At 73.0% G+C, this 24,772-nt stretch carries 21 protein-coding genes; 7 read left to right on the forward strand and 14 right to left on the reverse strand.

Going from position 1 to position 24,772, the window contains the following annotated elements; translation table 11 throughout:
- Positions 1-27: 27 nt before the first annotated feature.
- Entirely contained in the window at positions 28-900 is an 873-nt protein-coding gene (locus C1A33_RS31125) for a TauD/TfdA dioxygenase family protein (protein WP_101835867.1), read from the forward strand.
- A gap of 82 nt (positions 901-982) precedes the next feature.
- On the opposite strand, the gene C1A33_RS31130 is transcribed toward C1A33_RS31125, so the two are convergent.
- The 8 genes from C1A33_RS31130 to C1A33_RS31165 all read right to left on the reverse strand — a co-directional run bounded on the left by C1A33_RS31130 (position 983) and on the right by C1A33_RS31165 (position 9,285).
- Positions 983-1,993 carry a ketopantoate reductase family protein gene (locus tag C1A33_RS31130; RefSeq protein ID WP_101835870.1) on the reverse strand — a complete coding sequence of 337 codons (1,011 nt, stop codon included), beginning with the start codon at positions 1,991-1,993 and terminating at the stop codon, positions 983-985.
- Positions 1,990-2,538: a DUF7700 domain-containing protein gene (locus tag C1A33_RS31135; RefSeq protein ID WP_101835872.1), complete on the reverse strand. Its 549-nt coding sequence runs from the start codon at positions 2,536-2,538 to the stop codon at positions 1,990-1,992. Before C1A33_RS31135 ends, C1A33_RS31130 begins: the two co-directional genes overlap by 4 nt.
- A gap of 58 nt (positions 2,539-2,596) precedes the next feature.
- On the reverse strand, positions 2,597-3,943 hold the full coding sequence (locus C1A33_RS31140; RefSeq protein WP_101835873.1) for an LLM class flavin-dependent oxidoreductase: 1,347 nt from the start codon (positions 3,941-3,943) through the stop codon (positions 2,597-2,599).
- 82 nt (positions 3,944-4,025) lie between these two features.
- On the reverse strand, positions 4,026-5,126 hold the full coding sequence (locus tag C1A33_RS31145) for an ABC transporter substrate-binding protein (protein WP_101835875.1): 1,101 nt from the start codon (positions 5,124-5,126) through the stop codon (positions 4,026-4,028).
- 75 nt (positions 5,127-5,201) lie between these two features.
- Positions 5,202-6,083: a TauD/TfdA dioxygenase family protein gene (locus C1A33_RS31150; protein WP_101835877.1), complete on the reverse strand. Its 882-nt coding sequence runs from the start codon at positions 6,081-6,083 to the stop codon at positions 5,202-5,204.
- The gene (locus C1A33_RS31155; RefSeq protein ID WP_101835879.1) at positions 6,080-6,880 is read right to left on the reverse strand and encodes an ABC transporter ATP-binding protein; all 801 of its coding nucleotides are present in this window, start codon (positions 6,878-6,880) and stop codon (positions 6,080-6,082) included. The genes C1A33_RS31150 and C1A33_RS31155 overlap by 4 nt, the downstream gene beginning before the upstream one ends.
- Positions 6,880-7,620 carry an ABC transporter permease gene (locus tag C1A33_RS31160; RefSeq protein ID WP_207770582.1) on the reverse strand — a complete coding sequence of 247 codons (741 nt, stop codon included), beginning with the start codon at positions 7,618-7,620 and terminating at the stop codon, positions 6,880-6,882. The genes C1A33_RS31155 and C1A33_RS31160 overlap by 1 nt, the downstream gene beginning before the upstream one ends.
- Positions 7,621-8,208: 588 nt before the next feature.
- Positions 8,209-9,285, reverse strand: a complete 1,077-nt coding sequence (locus tag C1A33_RS31165; RefSeq protein WP_165818661.1) for an alpha-hydroxy acid oxidase — start codon at positions 9,283-9,285, stop codon at positions 8,209-8,211.
- Between the two features lie 501 nt (positions 9,286-9,786).
- Between C1A33_RS31165 and C1A33_RS31170 the strand changes: the two genes are divergently transcribed.
- Positions 9,787-10,626 (forward strand): IclR family transcriptional regulator, encoded by an 840-nt coding sequence (locus C1A33_RS31170; protein ID WP_165818662.1) that lies wholly within the window; start codon positions 9,787-9,789, stop codon positions 10,624-10,626.
- A gap of 9 nt (positions 10,627-10,635) precedes the next feature.
- Here C1A33_RS31170 and C1A33_RS31175 read toward each other — a convergent pair whose 3' ends face one another.
- The gene (locus C1A33_RS31175; protein WP_101835887.1) at positions 10,636-11,313 is read right to left on the reverse strand and encodes a winged helix-turn-helix transcriptional regulator; all 678 of its coding nucleotides are present in this window, start codon (positions 11,311-11,313) and stop codon (positions 10,636-10,638) included.
- 218 nt (positions 11,314-11,531) lie between these two features.
- On the opposite strand from C1A33_RS31175, the gene C1A33_RS31180 reads away from it, so the two are divergent.
- From C1A33_RS31180 to C1A33_RS31195, 4 genes are all read left to right on the forward strand, one after another.
- On the forward strand, positions 11,532-12,386 hold the full coding sequence (locus C1A33_RS31180) for a class I SAM-dependent methyltransferase (protein ID WP_101835889.1): 855 nt from the start codon (positions 11,532-11,534) through the stop codon (positions 12,384-12,386).
- Between the two features lie 130 nt (positions 12,387-12,516).
- Complete coding sequence (locus C1A33_RS31185; RefSeq protein WP_101835891.1) at positions 12,517-15,504, forward strand: ATP-binding protein; 2,988 nt, start codon at positions 12,517-12,519, stop codon at positions 15,502-15,504.
- Between the two features lie 75 nt (positions 15,505-15,579).
- Positions 15,580-16,986, forward strand: coding sequence for an FAD-binding oxidoreductase (locus tag C1A33_RS31190; RefSeq protein ID WP_101835893.1), 1,407 nt, complete (start codon positions 15,580-15,582; stop codon positions 16,984-16,986).
- Positions 16,983-17,840 carry an NAD(P)H-binding protein gene (locus C1A33_RS31195; RefSeq protein ID WP_101835895.1) on the forward strand — a complete coding sequence of 286 codons (858 nt, stop codon included), beginning with the start codon at positions 16,983-16,985 and terminating at the stop codon, positions 17,838-17,840. The genes C1A33_RS31190 and C1A33_RS31195 overlap by 4 nt, the downstream gene beginning before the upstream one ends.
- A gap of 212 nt (positions 17,841-18,052) precedes the next feature.
- Here the strand turns inward: C1A33_RS31195 and C1A33_RS31200 are convergent, their stop codons facing one another.
- The 5 genes from C1A33_RS31200 to C1A33_RS31220 form a co-directional block, all read right to left on the reverse strand.
- Positions 18,053-18,652, reverse strand: a complete 600-nt coding sequence (locus tag C1A33_RS31200) for an ATP-binding protein (RefSeq protein WP_243408115.1) — start codon at positions 18,650-18,652, stop codon at positions 18,053-18,055.
- A gap of 515 nt (positions 18,653-19,167) precedes the next feature.
- Positions 19,168-20,565, reverse strand: coding sequence for an MFS transporter (locus tag C1A33_RS31205; protein ID WP_243408116.1), 1,398 nt, complete (start codon positions 20,563-20,565; stop codon positions 19,168-19,170).
- Between the two features lie 177 nt (positions 20,566-20,742).
- Positions 20,743-21,381, reverse strand: coding sequence for a superoxide dismutase family protein (locus C1A33_RS31210; RefSeq protein ID WP_133150892.1), 639 nt, complete (start codon positions 21,379-21,381; stop codon positions 20,743-20,745).
- Between the two features lie 193 nt (positions 21,382-21,574).
- Complete coding sequence (locus C1A33_RS31215; protein WP_243408117.1) at positions 21,575-22,306, reverse strand: hypothetical protein; 732 nt, start codon at positions 22,304-22,306, stop codon at positions 21,575-21,577.
- A 136-nt stretch (positions 22,307-22,442) separates the two neighbouring features.
- The gene (locus tag C1A33_RS31220; protein WP_101835900.1) at positions 22,443-23,456 is read right to left on the reverse strand and encodes an acyl-CoA desaturase; all 1,014 of its coding nucleotides are present in this window, start codon (positions 23,454-23,456) and stop codon (positions 22,443-22,445) included.
- Positions 23,457-23,717: 261 nt separating this feature from the next.
- Here C1A33_RS31220 and C1A33_RS31225 point away from each other — a divergent pair, with 261 nt between their 5' ends.
- On the forward strand, positions 23,718-24,752 hold the full coding sequence (locus C1A33_RS31225) for a hypothetical protein (RefSeq protein WP_101835902.1): 1,035 nt from the start codon (positions 23,718-23,720) through the stop codon (positions 24,750-24,752).
- Positions 24,753-24,772: the final 20 nt, after the last annotated feature.

The following is a 24,772-nucleotide window of genomic DNA, read 5'->3' on the forward strand; positions in this document are numbered from 1 at the left end:
CTCGACCGGACGTGTGAAGATGGTGCCATGTCTCCCCCGGCCGGCCGCCGCGGCGCCACGGCGCTGCGTCCGCGGCCCGCGCCCAGCCCATTGCCAGGTGCCTTCGGGGTTGAGGTGCGCGATCTGGATCTCGCCGGCGCCGCGGGCCGTGACCAGGCCTGGTTGTCCGAGCTCCTGCTGCGCCACGGTGTCGTCGTCCTGCCGGACCAGATCCTCGACCCGGACGAGCACATCGCTCTGGCGGAGCACTTCGGCGAGATCACGCCGTCGAGCGCGGTGATCCCCGGTCTCAGTCGGGCCTATCCGCAGATCAAGGTCATCGACAGCCGGCGGTGGGACGGCGGCCTCGATGCCTGGCACAGTGCCATGCAGTACATGGCCGAGCCGGCCGGCGTCGTCGTGCTCTACCTGCGGGTCGCGCCGCCCGGCGGGGCCAGGATGCGGTGGCTGTCCCGGGAGGCGGCCTACCGATCCCTGGACCCCGAGCTGCGGGCCCGGGTGCGCGACCTGCGCGGGGTGCATCACGCGCCGGTCATGGACGAGTACGTGCGCGCTTTCGGTCCCGGCCGCTGGAACGGGCGGATGATCACCCAGGTGGATCCGATCGAGCATCCGGTCGTGCGGGTGCATCCCGAGACCGGGCGGCTCGGGCTGTTCATCGATCCCTGGAGCACCCGGGCGCTGGTCGGGGTGTCACCGGAGGAGGGCCGCCAGTTGCTGGAGCTCCTCATCGAGCACCTGTCCAGGCCGGAGCACGAGGCCTCCTACGTGGCCGAGCCCGGCACGGTCGTGCTCGCCGACGCGCGCTCGACGCTGATGCGGGTGTCGGACACACAGGGCCCCCGCATCCTGCACCGGGTCTGCGTCTACGACGTGCGGCCCACCGGCACCGAGGACTGAACCGCGGGTGCGGCCCGCGTGCCGCCGCACCCGCCTCGCGCCGCGGCGCGTCGTGCCACGGCGCGGCGCCGTCGGGTCGCCGCTACGCCGCCAGGGCAGCCTTCCGGAGCCGGGGCAGGAGTATGTGCAGCGGAAGCCCGCGGGCCGGCCGAATCCCGCGGGACACCTCGTCCACCAGGGCGGCGACCAAGGAGTTGGCCGGGGTGGGCACGCCGTGGTCGCGGCCCAGCCGGGCGATCTCCCCGTTGAACTCGCCGACCTCAGGTGCCGTGCCGCCGCGCAGCACGCTCTGCGCGGTGGAGCCGCCCGGATAGGGCCGGCCCGGGATCTCGGCGAGGCGCTGCCCGTCCACCTGCGCCGCGAACACGTCCCGGTCGACGACGGGTAGGCCGGCCGCGGCGAACACCGCCTCCGCCTCGCGACCGAGGAGGTCGATCGCGTCGAGGAAGCCGTCGCCGAGGCCCGACAGGACGTCGACGGCGTTGCCGAGGTTGGTGAGGAGCTTGCGGCGTTTCCAAGCGAGGATGTCGGGCACTGCCCGGGCGGTGAACCCGGCCGCGGTGAGGGTCTCTGCGAGTTCCGGCCCGAGCGCCCCCACGCCGCCGGGATGGCTCCCCAGGACGAGGACGCCGCGCGCGGGCGCCGCGTAGTTCACCACCTCCCCCGGGGTGAGGTACGCCGACGGCAGGTACACCATCACCCCGTAGACGTCGGTGAACCGTTCCCGCGCGGCCGCCTCGTTGCGCAGGCCGTTCTGCAGGCAGACGACCGGTGTCGACGGCGGGGCGACCTCGGCGAGGCCGGCGAGCGCGTCGGCGGTGTCCTGGCTCTTCACCGCCAGCAGCACGATGTCCCGACCGCTCCAGGTGAGCTCGCGGGGATGTCCGGCGACGGCGATCCGGCGGCGTTCGTCGACGCCGTCGGCAAGCAGGCGCAGGCCGTCTCGGGCGATCGCGTCGCGATGTGCGCCGCGGGCGACGAGCACCGTGTCGTACCCGGCGCGGTCCAGCTGCGCACCGACCGAGGCGCCGATCGCCCCGGCGCCCAGCACGACGTAGCGGATCGGGAGTGCCGCGGTGGCCGTCGCGGTCATGCCGCGGTCGGGCTGACCCGCTCCAGGTCGGCCACGCCCCGAGCCACGGCGTCGACGGCTGCCGCGATCGCGTCGGGATCGAGCCGCGCGGCCAGGTCAGGGCGCCCGGCCCGGGTCAGCAGCGCCGGCAGGTGATGGCGCAGCCGTTCGAGCGCCCAGGGGTAGACCGGGCCGTTCGCGTCGACGTCGTAGCCGACGATGGTCTGCGCCACGTCCGGCTCCACGATGTAGTGGTAATGCGGGCCGTCGTCGAAGCAGTCGAAGCGCAGGTACTCGCGGTGCGTGCTGGCCTCGCGCACGTGCAGGGCCACCCCGCCCGGCGGGTTCTCGTCGAGTTCGCGCAGGTAGGCCTCGGTCTGCTCGGCCGTGCGGCCGTCGTCGACCGCGCCCAGCACGGAGGCGGAACGCGCGATGGCCTTGCTGTCCACGATCCGGGTGGCGTAGCCGATCTCCAGCACGCCGGCCGGGACGAAGGTGGTCTCGTCCTCGACGATGGGGATGGGACCCACGGTCAGGTCGTGGCCGATGGGGGGGAACGTGCTCATGGCGGTCTCCTCGCTCTGGTTCTGGCACCCGGCGGGTCGGGCGGGGCCGTGGGGTCGGTCAGGCGGTGGCCGTGGCCCCGGCCGTGGCGAAGCGGCTGGCCGGGCGGGGCAGGCCGAGGTGCTCGCGCAACGTCGTGCCCGTGTACTCCGTGCGGAACATCCCACGGCGGCGCAGCTCCGGCGTGACGTGCTCGACGAACGCCTCCAGGCCGGACGGGAAGACGTCGAAGTTCAGGTTGAAGCCATCCGCCGCCCGCCCGTGGAACCAGCGGGCGATGTCGTCGGCGATCTGCTCGGGCGCGCCGATGACCTGCCGGTGCCCGCCGCCGTTGGCCAGCAGCAGCTCGCGGACCGTGTAGTCGTGGGTGCGGGCCATCGCGACGATCGCCTCAAAGAAGCCGCGCGAACCGGTCGCGTACGAGCTCACGTCGGGCAGCTGGTCGTAGGGCAGCCTCGCGTCCAGCGGCAGCTGCTCGGGTTCGACGCCGAGCTGCGCGGCCAGCCGGGGCAGTTCCACGTCGAACGGGAAGTAGGCGTCGAGCTCGGCCTTGCGCGCGCGGGCCTCGGCCTCCGTACCGCCGATGATCGGGAACAGGCCGGGGAGCACGACGAGGTGGTCGGGGTCGCGCCCGAAGCCGGCGGCGGCCTGCCGGATCTCCGTGTAGAAGGCGGCGGCGGTCGGGAACGTCGGCTGGGCGGTGAACACGATGTCGGCGACCCGGGCCGCCAGCCGCTTGCCCACACCGGACGACCCGGCCTGGACCAGGACGGGCCGGCCCTGTGGGGAGCGGGGGACGTTCAGCGGGCCCCGGACCGCGAAGTACCGGCTCTCGTGGTCGATCGTGTGCACCTTCGCGCCGTCGACGAACCGGGAGCGGAGCCGGTCACCGACGATCGCGTCGTCCTCCCAGCTGTCCCACAGGTCGGCGAGGACGTCCACGAACTCCTCGGCCCGTGCGTAGCGGGCGTCGTGGTCGGGGGTGGTGCGCAGCCCGAAGTTGGCGCTCGCCTTCGGCGAGATCGTCGTGACGATGTTCACGGCGGCCCGGCCGCGGCTGATGTGGTCCAGCGAGGCGAACCGGCGGGCCAGGTTGAACGGCTCGTTGAACGTCGTCGAGACGGTGCCGATGAGGCCGACGCGTTCGGTGACGGTGGCGAGCGCGGTGAGCAGCACGCTGGGTTCCAGCGCGTTCCACGGTTTCTCCGGCGGCTCCTGGTGCAGTGAGACGCCGTCGGAGAGGAAGACGGCGTCGAAGGTGCCGCGCTCGGCCAGCCGGGCGATCCGCTGGAAGTAGTCGATGTCGAGAAAGAGGCGGGGATCGTCCTGGAAACGCCAGGCGCCCGGGTGCCTGCCGGCGTCGAGGATGTTGACGTTGAGATGAAGCTGGCGGTCGGGAGAGGGCATCGGTGAGGCCGTTCCTCTGTGAGCGGTGTAGAGGCCGGGACGCCGGCCGGACCCCGGTGCGGGGCCGGCCGGCGGTGCGCCGTCAGCTCTGCGGAAGACGCGGAACGGAAGTGACGAGAGAGTCGTAGCGGTTGTCGAAATACGGCGCCAGGTCCACCGTGCGCGGGATGAAACCGGCCTTGTGCAGATCGTCGGCCTGCGCCTGCTCGGCGGCGATGAGCGCCGCGTCGATCGGCACGCCCTGGTTCTGCACCACCGCGCTGGCCTGCGCGGTCTTCTCCGGGAAGTGCAGATCGGTCATGAGGGCCTTGGCCAGGTCCTCCGGGTGCAGCGCGTTCCACGCCTGGGCTTCGGCCTGGGCCTTGACGAAACCGCCGATAGCAGCCGAGTACCGCGCGTCGGCCAGCCTCTTGTCCGTCGCATAGGAGAAGGTGACGGTGGGCGTGCCCGCCCGCGTGCTGTCCCAGATCGTCTTCGCGCCGATCGCGTCGACCGCCGGCTGGATCTGCACGATCGAGGCGATCGACACGTCGACCTTGCCCGACTGGAACGCGGCGAGCTGCGCCTGCCCGGTGAGCGGCACCAGCTTCACGTCCTTGGGCGTCAGCTTCGCTTCTTTCAGCAGCGCCGCGAGCACCGACTGCGGCCAGCCACCGGTGATGTAGGAGATGGAATGGCCCCGCAGGTCGCTGATGGAGTTGATGCCGGCCTTCGGATTGGCGACGACGGTGAGCGCCGCGTGCTCCTTGGCATTGGCAGGCTGGACCGCCCCGACCACCTTCACCGGGAGTTTCCCGCCTTCGGGCAGGCCACTGGCCGCCAGCGGCAGCGAGACGTCGCCGATCAGCGACGAGGTGTCGACCACGCCGCTCTGCACCGCCTGCAGCACCCGCGGGCTGTCGGGGAACGCCACCCATTCGACCTTGAAGGGCAGCTTGTCAATAACGCCCGAGCCCCTGAAATTGGACACGGTGAAGGCCGCTGAGCCGCCCGAGACGCCCACCTTCAGAGTGAGCCCGGACAGGTCCACCGCGGCGCTGGAGCTGGACCCGGTACCGGTACCGGAGTTCGCCGACGCCGCCCCGCCCCCGCTGGAGCCGCAGGCCGCGAGGGCCACTGCCGCGAGGCTGGCGACCAGACCGAGCGCGGCGCGGGGACGCCGCGTACCCCGTCTGCGTTCCATGGGACTTGCTGTGGACACTGTTGCACTTTCCCTTCACGTCAATCTGCGAAATGGCCGGTCGAGCCGGTGCGCGGGTCAGGCCACGCCGACCGGCCGGGTGCCGCGCAGCTGCACGCGGTGCACGATGCGCACGGCGTCCGGGTCGAAGTCGTCCCCGCGGCGGTGCCAGACCGTGCGGTTGTCCCACAGGGCGACGTCACCCTTGTTCCAGCGGTACTGGATGAGGTGTTCTGGCTGCAGGGCATGGTCGTAGACGAGTTCCAGCAGCACGCTGCTCTCGTGCGCGGAGAGCCCCTTGATGGACCGGGTGAATCCCGGGTTGACGAAAAGGCCTCGGCGGCCCGTCTCCGGGTGGACGGTGACGACGGGATGCTCCGCGCCGCCCGCGGCCGTGTTCGCCTGCTCGTCCTCCCAGACCTGCACGCGGCCCTCGAGCAGCGGGACACGGTCGGTGCTCGACCGGAAGCTGTGCACGGCGACGAGGCCGTCGAGCAGCCGCTGGATCGGCGCGCTCAGCGTCTCGTAGGCCAGCTGCGCCGAGGCGAACCAGGTCGCGCCGCCGACGGGCGGCAGCGTGACGACGTTGAACACCGAGCCGGCGGGCGGCGTCGACTGGAAACTGATGTCGACATGCCAGCCGTGATGCCGGCCGCGCCTGACGTACTCCTCCTTGTTCTCCCGGCTGTCGAACGCGACGACCTCCCGGTGCCTGTCGTCGATCGGCGGCAGATAGGCGCTCGGCGCGGTCACCTCACCGAGAGCGCGGGCGAAGGCGGTCTGGGCGTCCGCGTCGATGTTCTGGCCGGGGAAGAAGAGGACCTGCCGGTCGAGCCAGGCACGGCGGATCGTCGCGAGGATGTCGGCGTCGAGTGGCCGGCTGAGGTCGACACCGGTGACCTCCGCGCCGAATCCGCTGGTCAGCGGCCTCACCTGGACCTGCGTCGCGAGGGTGGTCATGTGTGTGCCTCCTGCACGGGATCGCTCGGGTGCGCGGAACGGTCCGTCGGCTGCGGGCCGCGCACCCCGAGCAGGTTGAGGAAGTGGTAGCGAAGGTCGGTGGCGTAGGAGTCGCCGGTCTGGGCCCGGCGCTCCTTGTCGATCACCACCCCGGAGTCCAGCCGCTTCGACCGCAGCACGAGGACCCGGTCGGCGAGCCGGATGGCCTCGTCGACGTCGTGGGTGACAAGCAGGACGGCCGGGTTGTGCCGGCGGCACAGGGCCGCGACCAGTTCCTGCATGCGCAGCCGGGTCAGCGCGTCCAGCGCGGCGAACGGCTCGTCGAGCAGGAGCAGTCCCGGCTCGCGCACCAGGGCCCGGGCCAGCGCGACCCGCTGCGCCTCGCCGCCGGACAGGGTGCGTGGCCAGGCCTGCGCGTGATCGGCCAGGCCGACCTCGGTGAGAGCCTCGAGTGCCCGCTCCCGGCCGGTGCCGCGCAGCCCCAGCACCACGTTGCGCCACACCCGGCGGGACGGGATCAGCCGCGGCTCCTGGAAGACCACCGACCGCTCCCGCGGGACGGTCACCGTGCCCGCGTCGAGCCGGTCGAGGCCCGCGAGCGCCCGCAGCAACGTGGTCTTCCCGCTGCCGGACGCGCCGAGCAGCGCGATGAACTCCCCCGGGGCGATGCTCAGGTCGACGTCGTCCAGCACGATCTGGTCGCCGAAGGCCCTGCGGCCGCCGCTCACCCGCACGGCGGGGCGATCCCGGGACTCCGGCGCGTCCACGGTCTCGGAGGTGGCGATGCCCGTGGTCATCAGACAATGCTCGCTTTCCAGCGGAGAAGCAGCCGTTCAAGATTGCGGACGACGAGGTCGACGACGATGCCGAGAAACGCGTACACGACGACTCCGGAGATTATGATGTCGGTGCGCAGCGTGCCGTTCAGGTCAAGAACGAGCACGCCGATTCCGGACTGGGTGTTGATCTGCTCGGCGGCCACCAGCGCGAGGACGGAGACACCCATCGAGAACCGGATGCCGACGAGAATGCCGGGCATCGCCAGCGGCAGAATCACCTCCCGCGCCAGGGCGAGTCCGCTGACCTTGAAGACGCGGGCCGCCTCGATGAGTTTCGGGTCGACACCCCGGACGCCGGCGTAGGTGTTGAGGTACGCGGGAAAGATGCAGGCGGCTGTGATGAGTGCGTACTTCGCCTCCTCTCCGATGCCGAACCACACCACGAACAGTGGCACCAGCGCGATGAAGGGAATCGTCCGCAGCATCTGCAGCGACGAGTCCAGCGCCTCCTCGCCGATCCGGGACAGCCCGGCGACCAGGCCCAGGGTGATGCCGATGGCCGCGCCGAACAGGAGCCCGACGCCCGCGCGCCGCAGCGAGACGCCGATCGCGGGGAGCAGGGTCCCGTCGGTGGTGAGCTCGCGGATGGTGTCGGCGACGCGCCAGGGCGAGGGCAGCAGGCCGGCGTCGACCAGCCCGACGGAGCAGATGAGCTGCCACAGGCCCAGCAGGGCGATGGGCCCCGCGGTTCTGAGCACACGGTGCAACGTGCGCGAGCTTCGCGCCCGGGAAACGCTCCCGTGCGCCGCGGACGGCAGGTCGATCGTGACAGGGGGCGCTATGCCGGCCTGCCGCGTCTCCACCGGGGCCTCGATGGACATCTCTGGGTGCTCCGCAATCAGAGGAATGGGCGACGGGAAAAGGGGATCGGTGGCCTCGCACTCCCCGGGGGCGTCGCGGGACTATCCGGCGCGAATCCACGGCAGGACGCCGTGACAGGACTGACAGAAAAAGATGGAAGCTGGACCGGAGCAGATGGAACACCGGTTCAGAAAAGGCCGCCGAGCCTGGTCGGACGGCATGCCTGGTCGGACGGCACTACCGTGGGCCGCGCGGGCCCGGCAGGTCAGCCAGAACAGCAGGCGGTGGTGACGATACAGAGATCGATCGACCGGCGCCTGGTGAGAAAGCAGCCGACGAAGATCGCAATCGGGCGGGACCGGGCAACACCCTGGACTTTGCGCAGGACATCCTCGGTCATGTTGTCAGTATACGGATTGGCAAATGAATTTGCTTGCGGGAATGACGGATGAGTTGTAGTCATCACAGGCTCCCGACGCATCCGGTCAGCCGCGCGGAGTGTCGGTGGCATACGGAGTCTGGGTGGCATGGCGAATGCCCAGCGAGGTGACGGCGGCGAGGTCGGGTGTCCCAGCCAGCGCCATCGCCAGTTCCAGCTCGCCGCGCAGGGTCTCGAGCGCCGCCCGCAGGCCGTCGGCTCCGCCCGCCCGCAGCGCGCGCACCGCGGGCCGGCCGACGAGCACCGCGTCCGCGCCCAGTACCAGCGCCCGCAGCACGTCCTCCCCCTGCCGGATCCCGCCGTCGACCAGCACCGGCACCCGCCCACCGACCGCGGCGACGACCCGCGGCAAGGCCTCGGCCGAGGTGATGGTTCCGCCGAGCTGGCGTCCGCCGTGGTTGGAGACCACGACGCCGGCCGCGCCCGCCTCGACGGCGGCGACCGCGTCGTCCGGGTGCAGGACGCCCTTGACCACGACCGGCAGCCCGGTACGGTCGGCCAGCAGGCCGATGTCCGCCAGCTCGATCCGTGACTCAAGGGCCAGGTCCGCCGGCGGGACACCCACGAAGTTGGCGTTGCCGAGATTCCTGGCGCCCGGCGCCGCCAACCGGGCGAGCGACGCCCGGAACGGGAGGGTGACGCCCGCCGCCGGCTGGTCGACGGTGAGCGCGAGGGCGGTGGCCCCGGCGTCGACGGCCCGGTCGAGGAACGGCCAGAGCGCGTCGCGGCGCTGGGTGAGGTAGACCTGCTGGAGGAAGGGCCCGGACACCTCGGCCACCTCGGCCACGGGAAAGGTGCTGCCCTGCGACAGCACGAGTCCCATCCCCGCGGCGCGGATGCCGCGCGCCGCCTCCCGTTCACCCTGCGGATGGACCAGGCCGAGCGCGGTCGGGGCGATGAGGACCGGCGCCCGCAACGCCAGCCCGAACCCGGTCCAGGCCGTGCTGATCCGGCGCACATCCCGGAACACGCGCGGCACGAGAGACCACTGCTGCCAGCCGGCCTCGTTGCGGACGGCGGCCGTGCCGGAGGCGCCCTCGACGAACTCGTCGATCAGGGCGACGTCCGCCACGCTCCACGCGCGGTCCGCCGCCGGCCGCGCGGGGGCGGAGTCCGTGCTCATCGACCCGACCGCGCCGGGACCGGACGCCCGACGACCCGCCTGCCATGCCGTTCGAGATCCACATGCACTCCAGCCTGGTCGGGTCGCGGCAGGGATCGGACCGCCGCCGGCGCCCCCATCTCGCGGCACCAGCGCGGCGTGATCCGGCCGCGAGGTCATGGTGCCCGACACAAACCCCACTTGTCCAGTAGGAATTCCCGCCAAGCGGGAAAGACGGCGCCCCGCACCGAGGGGGAAGGGCTTCGCCCGCGCCAGGATCGGGCGGCAGGATGATCGATTTCCGCATAGCGGGAACAGATAAGGCGGCAGCGGGACCGCTGTGACGGCACCACGCGCCGAGCGCGGTCACGGTGCCGGCTATGCTTGTCACGCGGCGAGTTCCGGCGCGTGCTGATGGCCGATGCCCGCTCGTCGCGGCGCCCGCGACCGCCTACGTATGCACGTCGGGTACGGCGTCTGCGGGCGCACCGTCGATCCCGGTAAGTAAGCCGATGTTGAGTGGTGAGCCCGACGACCGCTGTTCATGCTGGCCCGGCGGCCAGATCGGACCCCAACACGGTCCAGTCCGTCCGGCGCGCGGCCGCGCTGCTCGACTGTTTCCTCGAGGGCCGCGCGGACCGGAGCCTGACCGAGCTCGCCGGTGCGACCGGCCTGTCGACGAGCACCGCCCACCGCCTGCTGCGCACCCTGGCCGACGTCGAACTGCTCTGGTACAACCCGGAGTCCGAGCGCTACATGCCGGGGCCCGGCCTGCTCCGGCTGGCCCGGGTCGTCCTCGACCGCGATGACGTCGCGGGCACGCGGGAGCTGCTCGCCTCCCTCGCCTTCCAGACCCGGCTGGCGGTCTGCCTCAGCGTTCGCGACGGCGCGGGTGCGCGGACCGTCCTGCTCGTCGAGGCGGACGGGACCTCGCCCGCTCGGCCGGATGCGCTGCCACCGGCGCCGCTGCACGCGTCCGCCGCCGGCAAGGTGCTGCTCGCCTACACCGCCGCACCCGTCACCGAGAGCGCGACCAGCCTTGGCACCCTGGCCGCCTACACTCCGGCGACCCTCGTCTCGACGGCCGCGCTCATCGACGACCTGGAACGCATCCGCACGCGGGCCTACGCGATCGAGGAGTTCGAGTACGACGTGCGCCGGCGCGCCGTGGCGGTACCCGTGCGCTCGGGTGACGGCGATGTCGTCGCCGCGCTGGGGGTGTCCGGCGGCGCCGATGCCGTCGCCGCCGGTGCTCTCCCCCGCCTGAGCCGCCTGCTGACCGCGACGGCCGGCGCGATCTCGATGCCCGAGTCGCTGCTGCCCACCGCGTCCCCGCCGGCGCCGCGTCGTGGCCTGTCCTGACGTTCCAGGTCAGGCAGGGGGCGGGCCGGCGGCGAAGACGGTCGTGTCGAACCAGGTGGGAAAGGCGCGGACCAGCGCGGTCGGGCCATGGATCTCGGCCTCGCCGGCGTCGAACACGGCCCGCAGCGGCGTGCGCCCGAGCAGCCAGCGGTGCATCTGGCGGTTGTCCGCGGTGACCCGCAGGTGCACGTCCTCGCGCGGCTCCTCCTTGCAGACGGTCATCGCGGGCCGCTCGATGTCGAGCCAGCCCTGGGCGGCGCCCGGCCCGGTCAGGGTGACGTGGACGAGGGTCCGCCGAGGCGGAAGCCGGTCGGGAACCGCATGCTGGTGCATGCGCCAGATCAGCGACAGGCCGTCGCAGTCCTCGTCGGCCGGGTCGTCGAAGACCCAGGCGGCCGCCCACCGCCCCAGCGACCAGATCACCGGCGTGAGCGCCCAGCCGGCCTCGGTCAGCGTGTAGCTGCCCTGGCGCCCGGGCCCGGCCGGCTGACGGCTGACCAGGCCGTGCCGTTCCAGCGCCCGCAGCCGTTGCGTCAACAGGGTGCGGCTCATCCGGGGCAGACCACGGTGGATGTCGTTGAATCCCTCGGCGCCGACCATCAGCTCCCGGATCACCAGCGGGGTCCAGCGGTCGCCGAGGATCTCGACCCCGAGCGCGATCGGGCAGTAGTCGGAGTGGATCGGCACCCCGCCATCGCACCACACCAGGGCAGCCACTGACCTGCCCGGTCGCCTCCTACACCTGACGGCCGGCCGACACCACCGGTACAGGAACGCGACTGGTCGACGGGCCGGCGCCCGACGGAGCCTTGTCCCAGGCCCGATGGCACCAGCGGCCAGCTCGGCGGGCAGGTACCGAACATGACGACACGACGTGACTCGATCACACCACGGGAGGAACCACGATGACCACCACCACGCCGACCAGCTCGGCCGGCCCGGACCTTGCCGCGGTGAAGGCAAGGCAGCAGGCGACCTGGTCCAACGGCGACTACTCGGTGATCGCCGGCCGGATCGTGCTGCAGAGCGAGCTGCTCGCCGAGGCCGCGGACCTGCGCCCCGGCTGGCGGGTGCTGGATGTCGCCTGCGGCTCCGGCAACGCGGCGATCGCCGCCGCCCGCTCGGACACCCTGGTCACCGGCATCGACTATGTGCCCGAGCTGCTGGACCGTGGACGCGCGCGGGCCGCGGCCGAGGGGCTGGCGGTCGACTTCCAGCTCGGAGACGCCGAGAATCTGCCCTTCGACGACGCGTCGTTCGACGCGGTGCTTTCGGTGTTCGGGTCCATGTTCGCGCCGGACCATCGCCGCACCGCCGACGAGATGACGCGGGTTGCGCGGCCCGGCGGAGTCCTGGGCATTGTCGCCTGGACGCCCGGCGGCTTCATCGGTGAGATGTTCCGGACCATCACCCGGCACGTGCCCGCGCCGGCGGGTCTCGCGTCCCCGCTGCTGTGGGGTACCGAGGACCATCTGGCGGCGCTGTTCGGCGCGGCGGCGGCCGAGATCAGGACGGTCGAACGGACCTGCGTGTTCCGGTTCGCCTCCGCCGAGGCCTTCACCGAGATGTTCCGCCGCTGGTACGGGCCGACCTACACGGCGTTCGCGGCCCTCGACGACACCGGCCGCGCGGCCCTGGCCGCCGACCTCACGGACCTCGCCCGCCGCTGGAACCGCGCGTCCAGCGGCCGCGACCGGACGGTCGCGCTGCCCTCCACCTACCTGGAGACCGTCATCACCCTGCGCGGCGCCGGCGGCTGAGGCGACCTGGCGAGGCGGCGCGCCCCGATCGTTCCGCGGTCCCGCGAGACCGCGGATTCTCGCCGCCACTCGTCGACGAACTCCCGGGCACCTGGTACGAACGTCGTGTCGGGACGACTCCGGAGGCGCCTTGACGCATGCTCTCGAGGTCCGTCTGTTCGGCACGCCGCGCATCCGCCTGGACGGGGAGCCGGTCGTCCTCGCCTCGTCGCGGGCGCTGAGTCTGCTGGCCTGTCTCGTGCTGCGCGCCGGCCGACCCCAGCGGCGTGACCAGCTGGCGTTTCTGCTGTGGCCCGACTCCACCGAGAAGCAGGCCCGCACCAACCTCCGCCATGTGCTGCACACCCTGCGCGCGGCGATTCCCGACATGGACCGGTTCCTGCACGCGACCCCGCAGGCGTTGTCGTGGCACGAATCATGGTGCGACGTCGCCCGTTTCCGGGAGGCGCTGGATGCCGCACGGCGCCCGGGGGCCGATGTCGTCGGCCAGTTGCGGACGGCGCTCGACCTTTACCCCGGTGAACTGCTGCACGGCTGGTACGACGAGTGGGTGTTGCCCGAGCGCGCGCAGCTGCACCGGCTGGCGCTGGCCGCGGTCGGCGAGCTCGTCCCGCTGCTGGAGGCCCGCGAGGAGCACGACGCGGCGCTTCGGTACGCCGGGCGCGCGGTGGAGCTCGATCCGCTCGACGAGCAGGCCTACCAGGCGTTGATGCGCCAGTGGGACGCACGCGGTGACCGCACCCGGGCGATGCGGGTGTACCACGAGTGCGTTACGACGCTGCGCGACGAGCTCAACGTGGAGCCCTCGGCGGCGACGCGGGCGGCATACGAGGCGCTGCTTCCACGCGACCATGACGAGGCCCCGGCGCTGCGGCCCAGCGACTTCGTCGGGCGGTCGGCGCAACGCCGCACGCTGACCGAGCGCTGGCAGGACAGCCGGCGAGGGCGCGCACAGCTGGTGCTCGTGACCGGCGAGCCGGGTGTCGGCAAGTCCCGGCTGGTGGAGGAGCTGCGGCTGTGGGCCGCGCATCGCGGCGCGAGCACCGCGGCGGCGCGCTCGTACGCCGTCGAGGGCACGCTCGCCTACGCACCGCTGGTCACGTGGCTGCGCGCGCCTGGCATCGCCCGTGGGCGCGGCCGGCTCGACCGGCGGTACCTCGACGCGCTCGCCCGGCTGCTGCCCGAGTCGCCCCGCGACCCGGCACCCGCGCGGCCCGGCTCCGCGCCGGCGGTCCCGCCGGCCGGGACGGCGCGGTCCGACGAGTCCGCGGCCGAGGAGCCGGCGTCCCGGGTCCGTCTCTTCGAGGCCGCCGCACGGGCCCTGCTCGCCGGCTCCGAGCCGGTGCTGCTCGTCGCCGACGACCTGCACGCAGCGGACGCGTACACGCTGCAGTTCCTGCACTACCTGCTGCGGACTGAGCCGGGCGCGCCGCTGCTGGTCGTCGCGACGGCGCGCCTCGCCGACGCCGAGGCCGACGACCAGCTGCGCAGGCTGCTGACCGGGCTGCGGGCGCTCGAGCGGTACACCGAGATCGAGCTGGCCCGGCTGGATCGCACCGAAACCGGCGTTCTCGCCGAGCGGCTTGCCGGGCACCGGATGTTGACGTCCCAGCTCGACCGCCTCTACGCCGAGACCGCCGGTAATCCGTTGTTCGTCATCGAGACGCTGCGTTCGGGCTGGCCGAGCCACGGTGAGCCGAACGCCCTGACACCGAGGGTGCACGCGGTGCTCGAGGCGCGGCTCGGGCAGGTCTCGGCGGGCGCCCGCGCGCTGCTCGGCCTGGCGGCGACGGTCGGGGCGTCAGTCGACGTCGACGTGCTGGCGCGGCTGTACCCCGGCGACGAGGACGGATTCACCCGCGATCTCGACGAGCTGTGGCGGCGGCAGCTGCTGCTGGCGAGCGGCGCCGACCGATACGACTTCAGCCACGACAAGCTCCGCGAGGTCGCCTACCAGGCGCTGAGCCCGGCCCGGCGCCGCCATCACCACCGGCTGGTCGCCCGCGCGCTGCAGGACGCGGACGCCGACCCGGACCGGCTCGACGCGCTCGCCGGTCAGATCGCGGCCCATCTGGTCGAGGCCGGCGCGCGGTCAGAGGCCGTCGGCTGGTATGAGCGGGCGGCCGCGTCCGCGCAGCGGGTGCACGCGGACGCCGAGGCGGTCCGGCTCCTCGCGCAGGCGCTGGCGATGCTGCGCCGCGCCCCCGACTCGCGTGGCCGCCAGGAGTCGGAGCTCGCGTTGCTGACCGCGATGCTCGGCCCGCTCGCCGCGGCGCACGGCTACGCGTCGGATCGCCTGGGCGCCGTGCTCGACGCGGCGCTCGAGCTGGCCCGGCGCCTGGGTGTACCGCCGGGGGCGCCGGTGCTGCGGGCGCAGGGCATGGCCGTGCTGTCCCGCGGTGACGCCGAGGCGGCTCGCGAGGTGGGTGGGCAGTTGCGTGCCCTCGGCGGCGCCGACGACGTCCTCGCGGTGGAGGGTGCGTTCGTGCAGGGTGTGACGGCCTACTGGCGTGGTGACCTGGCGACCGCACGGACCCATCTGGAGGCCGCGCTCGCGCGGTACCGGCCGGAGAACCGGTCGGCGCATCTGCGGCTGTTCGCGCAGGATCCGCAGCCGCTCTGCGTGGCCAGGCTCGCGCATGTCCACGCCTTTCTCGGCGATCCGGCGGAGGCGGTCCGCCTGCAAAGCGAGTCGTTGGCGCTCGCGCACGCCGTCCGACACCCCTTCACGCTCGGTGCGGTCCTGCTCTTCGCCGGCCTGCTCGATCTGGAACTGGCCGCGCTGCCCGCGCTGCGCCGCCACGCCGCGCAGCTGGAGGTGCTGCGGCGTCAGGTCGAGAACACGCCGGTCCAGCTGGTCTCCGACGCGCTGTGCGGCTTTCTCGAGGTGGCGGACGGCCGGACGACGGCGGGCTTGGCCCGCGTCGACGCCGCGCTCGCGGACCCGGGACGGCATGCCGCGCCCGGCCTGCCGGCGATCCTGCTGCGCGTCCGGCTCGCGGCGTGTGAACGTACGGCGGACCGGGACGGGAGTGCCGAGACCGCCCGCCGTCTGCTGGCGGAGCCCGTCCGGGTCTGGGATGCCCGGGCCCGCGCGGTGCTCGGCGAGCAACGCTGAGCGGGCCCACCGAGGAACGCTGAGCGGGCCCGCCGAGGAACGCTCGCGGAACGCCTGGGCCCGCATCCTGCCCGTATGACAACGACAGCGCGTCCACGAGACGCGATCCGCGAGCTCCGCGGTCGTTTCCGCGGCGCCCTCCTGCGCCCCGGCGAGGAGGGCTACTACGAGGCCAGGCAGGTGTGGAACGGCGCGATCGACCGTCGGCCCGCGCTGATCGCCCGCTGCGCGGGCACCGACGACGTCGTGACGGCGGTGCGCTTCGCCCGCGACCGCGACCTGCCGCTGTCCGTCCGCGGCGGCGGGCATTCAGTCGTGGGGCACGCGGTGTGCGACGACGGTGTGGTGATCGACCTGTCGCAGCTCAAGGCAGTGGCCGTCGATCCCGCCGCCCGGGTCGCGCGGGCCGCGGGCGGCCTGCTCTGGTCGGAGCTGGACCTGGCCACCCAACGCCACGGCCTGGCCACCACCGGCGGCAGCGTCAGCTCCACCGGAATCGGGGGCGTGACGCTCGGCGGCGGCTTCGGCCATCTCATGCGCCGGCACGGCCTCACCGTCGACAACCTGCGGGCGGTGGACCTGGTCACCGCCGACGGCGAGCGGCTGCGCGTCGACGCGGCGCACGAACCCGAGCTGTTCTGGGCCCTGCGCGGCGGTGGCGGCAACTTCGGCATCGCGACCGCCTTCGAGTACGACCTGCACCCCGTCGGGCCGATAGTGCTCGGCGGGCCCGTCTTCTGGTCGCTCGACCAGGCGCCGGACGTCCTGCGGGTGCTGCGGGAGTTCGCGCCCGGCGCTCCCGACGAGCTCGGCGTCATGCTGGTGGCGAACCTGGCTCCGCCGCTGCCGTTCCTGCCGCCCGAGCGCTACGGCACGCCGGTGTTCGGGCTGGTGCTGACCTGGTGCGGCGACATCGCCGCGGGCCTGCGGGCGATCGCGCCGCTGCGGAGCATCGGCACGCCGATCGGCGACCTGGTCCGCCCGACGCCGTACCGGGCGGTGCAGTCGCTGCTCGACGGCAGCGCGGCCCGCGGCGCCGCCTCGCACTGGCGCTCCCACCGGCTGCCCGACCTCTCCGACGGGGTCATCGACACGATCGTCGAGCGGGTCTCGTCGATCACCTCGCCGTTGTCGCTGCTCAACGGCTGGATGATCGGCGGCGCCGTCAGCCGGGTCGATCCGTCCGCCACCGCGATCGGGGAGCGCGAGACCGGCTTCGAGCTGCGGACCATCGCGGTCTGGCAACCGGGCGCCCCGGATGCCGATCGGCACACCGCCTGGGTTCGCGACGGCTGGGAGGCGCTGCGCGCGCACTCCGCCGGCCGCCAGTACGCCACCTTCCTCGCCGACGAGGGCGCCGCCGGCGTCCGGGCCGCCTACGGCGACCAGCTCGCCCGGCTCGTCGCTGTGAAGGACCGCTACGACCCCACGAACGTCTTCCGCCTCAACGCCAACATCGCACCCTCGGGAGGTACTCGATGACAACGCTCGTCACCGGCGCGACCGGAATCGTCGGCGCCCATCTGATGCGCGCGCTCACCGCCCTCGGCGACCGGCCGCGCGGTTTCGTCCGGGACCGGGAGGCGGCCATCCGCGCCTGCGGGGCGGACGCGGACCTGGTCGTCGGGGACTTCGGCGACCTCGCGTCCGTGCGCGTCGCGCTGGAGGGGATCGATCAGGTCTTCCTGACCTGCGGCAACCACCCGCGGCAGGTCGAGTGGGAGTCGAGCGTCGTCGACGCGGCGGTCTCGGCCGGCGTGCGGCGGATGGTGAAGCAGTCGGCGCTCGGCGCGGCGATCGGCTCGCCGGTCGCCTTCTTCGACGCGCACGCCCGCGTCGAGGAGCACCTGCGGGCCAGCGGCCTCCCCTTCGTGCTGCTTCGGCCGGCGTTCAAGATGTCGACCCTGCTGGCCGGCGCGCCGGGGGTGCGCCAGGCGGACAGGTTCTTCGCACCCGCGGCCGGCGCGAAGATCGCGATGATCGATCCGCGGGACATCGCCGACGTCGCCGCCGCCGTCCTGACGACCGACGGCCACGACGGGCGCGGCTACGAGCTCACCGGCCCGGAGCCGGTCACGTTCGACGACATGGTCGCGGAGCTGTCCACCACGATCGGCCGGCCGATCGCGTTCGTGCCGGTCGGGGACACCGACGCGGTCACGCGGTTCATCGCCGCGGGCACCCCGCAATGGATCGCGACGAACGCGGTCACCCAGTTCGGGTTGCTGCGCCAGGGCAGCCAGGCCCAGACGCGGGACACCGTCCGGGTGCTGACCGGACACGAGCCCCGCACCGTGGCCGCGTTCCTGCGCGATCACGCCAGCGCCTTCGCCTGACGCGCGCCGCGGCGGCGATCCGTGGGTGCTCCATCGCGGGTAGGTCACCAGGCGCTGGAACGATCGGATCGCCGCCGACGGTCATCCGCCGCCCGCGGGCAGGAGAGCCGGCCGGGTGAGGTCGGCGTCGTCGAGATCAGCGATGGCCGGCTCGAGACGTTGCTGGGCGCGCGCGACCCGAGGCAGCGCTGGGACGGGCGCGATGTCGTTCGTCAGGCGTTGAGACGGATGTGGCGAAGTTGGACGGCGAGTTGGCGGCCGTGCCGGGCGAGTCGCCAGGAGGTGTCGGGGGTAGGGGTGAATCCGGCGTGGTGGGCGATGTCGTCGGCGACGGCGGAGATGGACAGGGTGTCGGTGTGGAGATGGCGCGCGAAGGCGGGGGCACTCAGGACCTCGAGGGCACGGTCGAGGTTGCGGGCGCTGTAGCTGCGGGAGTTCTCCGCGCGCAGGTGGATGCGGCGGGTCATCGTCGCGCGGTCAGCGAGGAGCGTGACGTGGTCGACCTGGTGTCCGGCGGCGCGGACCTGGGCTGTCAGGTCGGTGAGCAGGTCGGGATCGAGAATCGTCATCGGTGTGATGACGGGATTCTCGGGGCCCCGCAGGGCACGGAGAAGCATCTCGCCGACGGCACAGCGCCATTGCGGAATCTCGCGGAAGTCCGTGCGGCGGGCCTTCGGCAGCATGCGGCGCATCGCGAAGCCGAGATGTTCGGGGTCGCTGACGAAGCTGCCGGGTAGCCGGCGGTGCAGGTTGTGAGCGGCCTGGGTCTTCCCGACGGCGTTCGGCCCGTTGATCCAGATGAGGGTCGGCACCGACCGAACATTAGGACGTGCGTGGAGTTGTGATCTTCGGCGATGTCGTCGCGGTGCCGGTGTTGGCCGCGTCTTGGCATGATCGCGGCGGTGCGTGTCGCATAATCTGGGCAGATCGGACACGTCACGTCGAATTAGCGACACGCGGCCGCTGTCCCGCGCACGTTCTTCCCACCCGTGGGAAGCCCGCCCGATATGCCGCTTACGGGAACCGCCGACCCCGGCGTCGATCATGGCCGTTTCAGGTGGCGGTCACAGACGGCCTGGTCAGGCCGCTGATGCCCTGATCATCCCGTCGCGCCGTCAGCACGCGGTCTCGGCGCCGCGCGAGTCCGGACGTCTCCACGTCCACCACCGCACAGGGATGAGGGAAGAAGGAACTGAACGTCGACGAGGCCCCCGCAACCATGGTCACCGCGGACCTGTGACGCGGCAATCACACCAGACGGGCCTCGCGGTTCACATGAATCGCACAAGAACGGCGCAGGCCAACGGTGACGGCGCAATTCCCGGGGTCAGTGGGACGCGGCGGCGGGGCGGTCCGGGCGGGTGGCGAGGAGGATGGTGGCCACGAGCAGGAGCGGGCCGCAGATCAGGAGGCCGGCGGGTGGGCTGACGAGAGTCCACAGGCCGCCGGCGGTGACGGTGGCGAAGATTCGTCCGGCGTTCTGCAGACCGGTCAGGGCGCTGAGCGCGGGCCAGCGGCGTTCCGGCGGGACGAGACGGGCGAGGCCCGCGTACTCGGCGGCGTCCACGGCCCCCGCCGCCGCGCCGGCGAGCACGAAGCAGCCGATCATCAGGGCCAGGTCGCCGCGTGCGGCGGCCGCGAAGCCGGCGTAGGCGATCAGCAGGGCGGCGGCGCCGGTCGCGACCACGACGGCGGCGCCGAGGCGGTCCACGACCCGTCCCGCCCAGAAGGCGCAGGCGGCGGCGCTCACCTGGTAGACGACGTAGAGCAGCGCCACAGCCTGCAGCCGGCTCAGCGGGCCCGCGCCGCCGGGCAGGATCTTCGTTGCCCGCAGCAGGAGCAGCGCGGCGGCGATGTTCGCCGCCTCGTACAGGGCGACCCCGAGCAGTAGCCGTCCCAGCGGCCCCGACCTGCGTAGCTCCGCCACTATCGACCGGGCGGACGGCCGCCCCGCCGCCCCCGCCGCCCCCGTCTCCCCAGGCGCGCCAGCGCCAGCACCAGCACCAGCACCAGGAGCGGATCGGGCCGCGCGGGCGCCATACGCGCTGGCCAGACCGGCCACCACCGCGGGGACGACCGCCAGCAGCAGAACGGTGCGCACGCTCGCGAACGCCAGCAGCGCCACCGCGATCAGCGGACCGATGGCCGCGACGAGCGCGTCATAGGCCCGTTCGACGCCCAGACGCCGCCCGGCCCGCCCGGCCAGCGCCTGATCGCTCACCGGTCGCAGCGTCGTCGGCGTGCCCATGCCGCGAGCCACCCACGAGCCGGCGCGGCAGGCCCCGGCCTGCCAGATGGCCGAGCTGCCGGCGAGGAACACCGCGGCCAGCGCCGCACCGCCATATCCCACGACGTCGAGCAGCCCACGGACGCCCGGCCGCCGCCTTGCGACTCCGGAACCGCCGAACCGCGCGGCCGTCCCACCCGCGCGGCCCGCCGCCTCCACTCCGGCGATCACGACCGGGGCGGCGCCCAGCGTCCCGGCGAAGAACGGCGCGAGCACGGCGGTCGTGCTCTCCTGCCCGACCGAGGACAGCAGGTTGGACAACCGTGCCCAGGTGAAATACGGCGCCCCTGCCGGGTCCTGTTCACCGCCGGCGGTGTCAGCGCCCCGCCTTGCGCCTTCGGACGCGTCTGGTTCGTCTTCGGACGCGCCGGGAAGGACGCGCACCACGACGTGATCGGTACCGCCACCCCCCGTGGCGTCCACGCCTGGCGTCGACACCGCGCCATCGTAGGGCAAACATGCAGGTCCTGGGACACGAACTCCCACAACCACCCGCAGCGCCAGCTCCACGCCCGAACGGCGGCCGTTACACCGCCAGCATCCGGCGGATCACCAGCGACGGCAGCCCGCACAGCGACGGCAGCCGAGGGGTCACAGGGGCCGACGATCCGGGCGTCACAGGTCGGCGCAGGCCACCCGCTTGTCCAGGGCGCCGACGGGATGGATGACCACCGATCGGGCGGCGTCGGTCACCGGGCGGTTGTTGGTGACGGTCGCTCGGACGCCGCCGACGGAGTCGGTGTCGAGCGTCAGATGCACCTCGTTGGGCGCAACGGCCGGACCGTGCGGGTCGAACCTGAAGTGCGGTCCGCCGTTGTCCACCGCACACGGCTGCGCGTGCAGGTGAGCGATGTAGTGCGCGCCCGGCGCCAGGCCGGTCGCGGACACGGTGAGGGTGGTTCCGGCGGTCGGGTCAATGGCCAGCCAGGCGGTGCCCCTGACCCCGTCCAGCCCTGACGGCCGGGTGTTCAGCAGGACGAACGTCGACGACCGCGCCCCGGGGATCCGATCGGCCGGGGTCGCCGACGGGTCGAGCATCGTCGCGCTCATGGCCGGACCGGTCGCCCCCGCGCCTGCCCCCGTCCCCGTCGTCCCTGTCATCGCCGTCATCGACGCGCTCGGCGTGGCCGGCGCCGCCGGGGACGCGGCGGCACCGGTGACGTCGTTCCCGCAGCCGGCCGCCAGCGCGCCGACCAGTACCAGGCCGGCGGCCACGCCCACGCGCAGAAATCGTCGCCTGAGACCGAGAACCATGAAAATCTTCTCCTGACGGACAAAGCGCGGATAGCTCGTATCTTCTCCATCGCATCACGAACCGACCGACACCGTCGCTCGCGAGACCTGACCACCACCCGACACCCCGACGCCCCGACGCCTGTGTCCTGGACCACCTCGACTGGGCACTCGGCGGGCTCGCGGACGTGCCAGAGCCGCCGGGTTCCCTCTTTCAGGCAGCGGTGGCGACGAACGTGGCCTGCGTGACGGCGCGGGTGGACAGCGGGCCGGTGACGTCGCCGACCAGGACGGTCCAGCTGCTGGTGGCCTTGTCGATGCCGCCGGTGGACGAGTCCGGGAGCGCCCACACGATGTCGTCCGCGCCGCAGGAGTAGTAGCCGACCAGGTCCGGATGGCCCCGCGGGGCGCCCCAGGCGCCGCCGTCGCGCAGCCGGCAGCGCTCGCCGTCGGCCAGGAGCAGGCCGAGCGGGACAGGATTGCGCGGCGGGTCGACCTTGGCGACGAGCGCCTGGGCCGTCAGCGCGGTGAGCACGGTCGAGAACGGGTCACGCAGGCACAGCATGCGGCGGGGCTGGGGCGTCGGCCAGCACACGTCAGCGGCGGCGGCGCTCGGCGAGCAGTAGTAGACGTCGCCGCTGACACTGGCCGGCGACGGGTAGGCCTGCCGGGTGTCTCCACAGTCGATCTGTGCGCCGGGGCCGCTCTCCCCCTCCTCGACGCTCCACCCGCGCGTCACGTTCCAGTGCTGATCGACCGGAGTCACGGTGACCCGCCGGGTAGCCACGCCCGTCGACGCAACCACCTGCCCGCCAGGCCCGACGCCGGCGCAGCCGCCGAGCGCCGCCACCACCATGGCCACCACGGCGGCGACGGCGGCGCCTACGATGCTGCTCCCCCGCCGGCGAGCACCGCGCTCGCGCCGGCCCGTCCCGACTGCTTCCACGTCCGCCTCCCGGGAAGGTCCCGCGACACCGTCAGGCGACCTGACAAGCGGACGGTAGTCGCCCAGTGCCTGCGTCCGTCCGCGCTGTCCGGCAAACGACGGACGGCTGGGATCCGTCCGTCAGGGGACCCGTCCGTCAGGGGACCCGTCGTCTGGCCCGCAGGCGGGTCGGGTCGGGCCAGCGGACGCGGGTGGCCCACCCGAGGCGTTCGAACAGACGGATGATCGCCGCGCTGCTGTCGACCTGCCCGGGCTCGGCTCCGTGGCGCGCGCTGGTGGGATCGGCATGGTGGTAGTTGTGCCAGGACTCGCCCATCGAGAGCATGGCCAGCGGCCAGACGTTCGTCGCCCTGTCCCTGCTGGCGTACGGCCGGCTGCCGACCACATGGCAGACCGAGTTGATCGAGAAGGTGACGTGGTGGATCAGGAAGATCCGGACCAGTCCCGCCCACAACAGGGCGGTCCACGCGCCGTGCCAGGTGAACCCGCTCAGCGCCCAGCCGAGCAGGCCGGGTAGCGCGACGCTCGACAGCGCCCACACCGGGAACAGGCGGTCGACCCGGACAAGGTCGGCGTCGGCGAGCAGGTCGGGAGCGTAGCGGCTGGTGAAGGTCTTGTGCCGGTCGAACAGCCAGCCGGTGTGCGACCACCACAGGCCTTTCGTGAGCGCCCAGGGGGAGGCGCCGTAGCGCCACGGGGAGTGCGGATCGCCGTCCGCGTCGGAGAAAGCATGGTGCTTGCGATGGTCGGCGACCCAGCAGATCACCGAGCCCTCGAGGGCCATCGAGCCGGCGATCGCCAGACCGATCCGCAACGGTCGCGTCGCGGTGAAGGAGCGGTGGGTGAACAGCCGGTGGTACCCGATCGTCACGCCGTGCCCGGTGACGGCGTAGAACACGACGAACAGCACGGCGTCGACGACCGAGACCCCCGAGACCGTCGTGGCGTACCACAGGCCGACCGCCGCGGCGGCGAACGGCCCGATGATGAACACGTACAGCAGGACCTGCGCCCACAGCGGACGAATGTCGGGCTGACGCCGGCTGTCGGCCGTGCTGGGCTCGTCGAGCACGATCCCGGACGGCGCGCGGGCATGCTCCTCGCTCGGTCTCGACCGCCCGGGGTCGGCGGCGGGTCGCTCCAGGTTCATCTCGGATCCTCTCGGGCGGCTGGCCACCAGGTCGATGTCTCGGGGGGGCATCCTCCCCGAGGCTCCATGCCCATCCCGTGTGCTCGACACCCGAAGTCCCAAGCCGGACAGCCCAATTCCTTGTATAGGGGACATGTCGCCGCGGGAGAACCACACGCGGCGAGCCCCGCCGGGGCTGCGTCGCCAGGACGGTGGAGCAGACGGTGTGGCCCGGGGTCCCGGCCGCGGGTGTGAGCAAGGTGACCGCGTACCGTCGCCGGTGTGTTGATCGCCGCTCTGGCCGCCTTCGCCTGCGCGCTGTGCTACGGGGTCGGCGCCGTGCTCCAGTCTGTCGGCGCGGCCCGGACGGCACCGGCCTCCGCGGCGGGTGCCGGGCCTGGCGGGAGCGGGGGCGGGGGCGGAGTCACCGAGGCGCTCAGCCCCTCGGCGCTGGCCCGGCTGGCCGTCCAACTGCCCTACCTGGCCGGGCTGGGCCTGGACCTGCTGGGTTGGCTACTGTCGCTGCTCGCCGTGCGTGGGCTGCCGCTGTTCGCGGTCCAGGCCATCCTGTCCGGCTCGGTCGGGGTGACGGCGGTGCTCGCCGTGACCACGCTCGGCGTCCGGCTACCCCGGCGAGAGGTGGTCGCCCTCGCCGTCCTCGGTGCCGGGATGGTGCTGCTGGCGCTGACCGCGCGGCCGGGACGGGCGCATCCCGCCTCGAGCGGCGTCTCCTGGGGGATCGCCGCTGGGGTTGTGGTGATCGTCGCGCTGATCGGGCCGGCCCTGCGAGCCGGTCAGGGTCGAGCCGGCACCGGAATCGCCGGGCCGGGACGAGCAGGGCCAGAGGCGGCTGGGCAAGCACAGGCCGGGCGGGACCGGGCGGGCGCCGCGCTCGGGCTGCTGTCCGGGCTGGCGTTCGGCGGGACGGCGCTGTGCGCGCGGCTGATCGAGACCAGGCCGTGGGCAGACGTGCTGACCGACCCCGCGACCTGGGCGCTGCTGGCCTACGGCGGGTTGGGCCTCGCCCTGTTCGCCATCGCGCTGCAGCGCGGGGCGGTCACGACCGCGATGGCCGGCCAGTGCGCCGGCGAGACGCTGCTTCCGGCCCTGGCGGGCACCCTGCTGCTCGGCGACGGTGCCCGGTCCGGCCTCGCCCCACTGGCCGGCGCCGGCTTCCTCATGGCCGTCATCGCCGCGTTCACCTTGATCACCGGCGGCGCCGGCGATGTCGACACGCACCTCGGCGCCGCGGCTCCCGGCGCCGGCGACGCCGCAATGGACAATCGCGGTCCCGACCAGGCGCACAGCGGCAGATAGAACCTGCACGGCGAACACAA

The sequence above is a fragment of the Frankia canadensis genome, from assembly GCF_900197875.1.
GTDB lineage: Bacteria > Actinomycetota > Actinomycetes > Frankiales > Frankiaceae > Frankia > Frankia canadensis.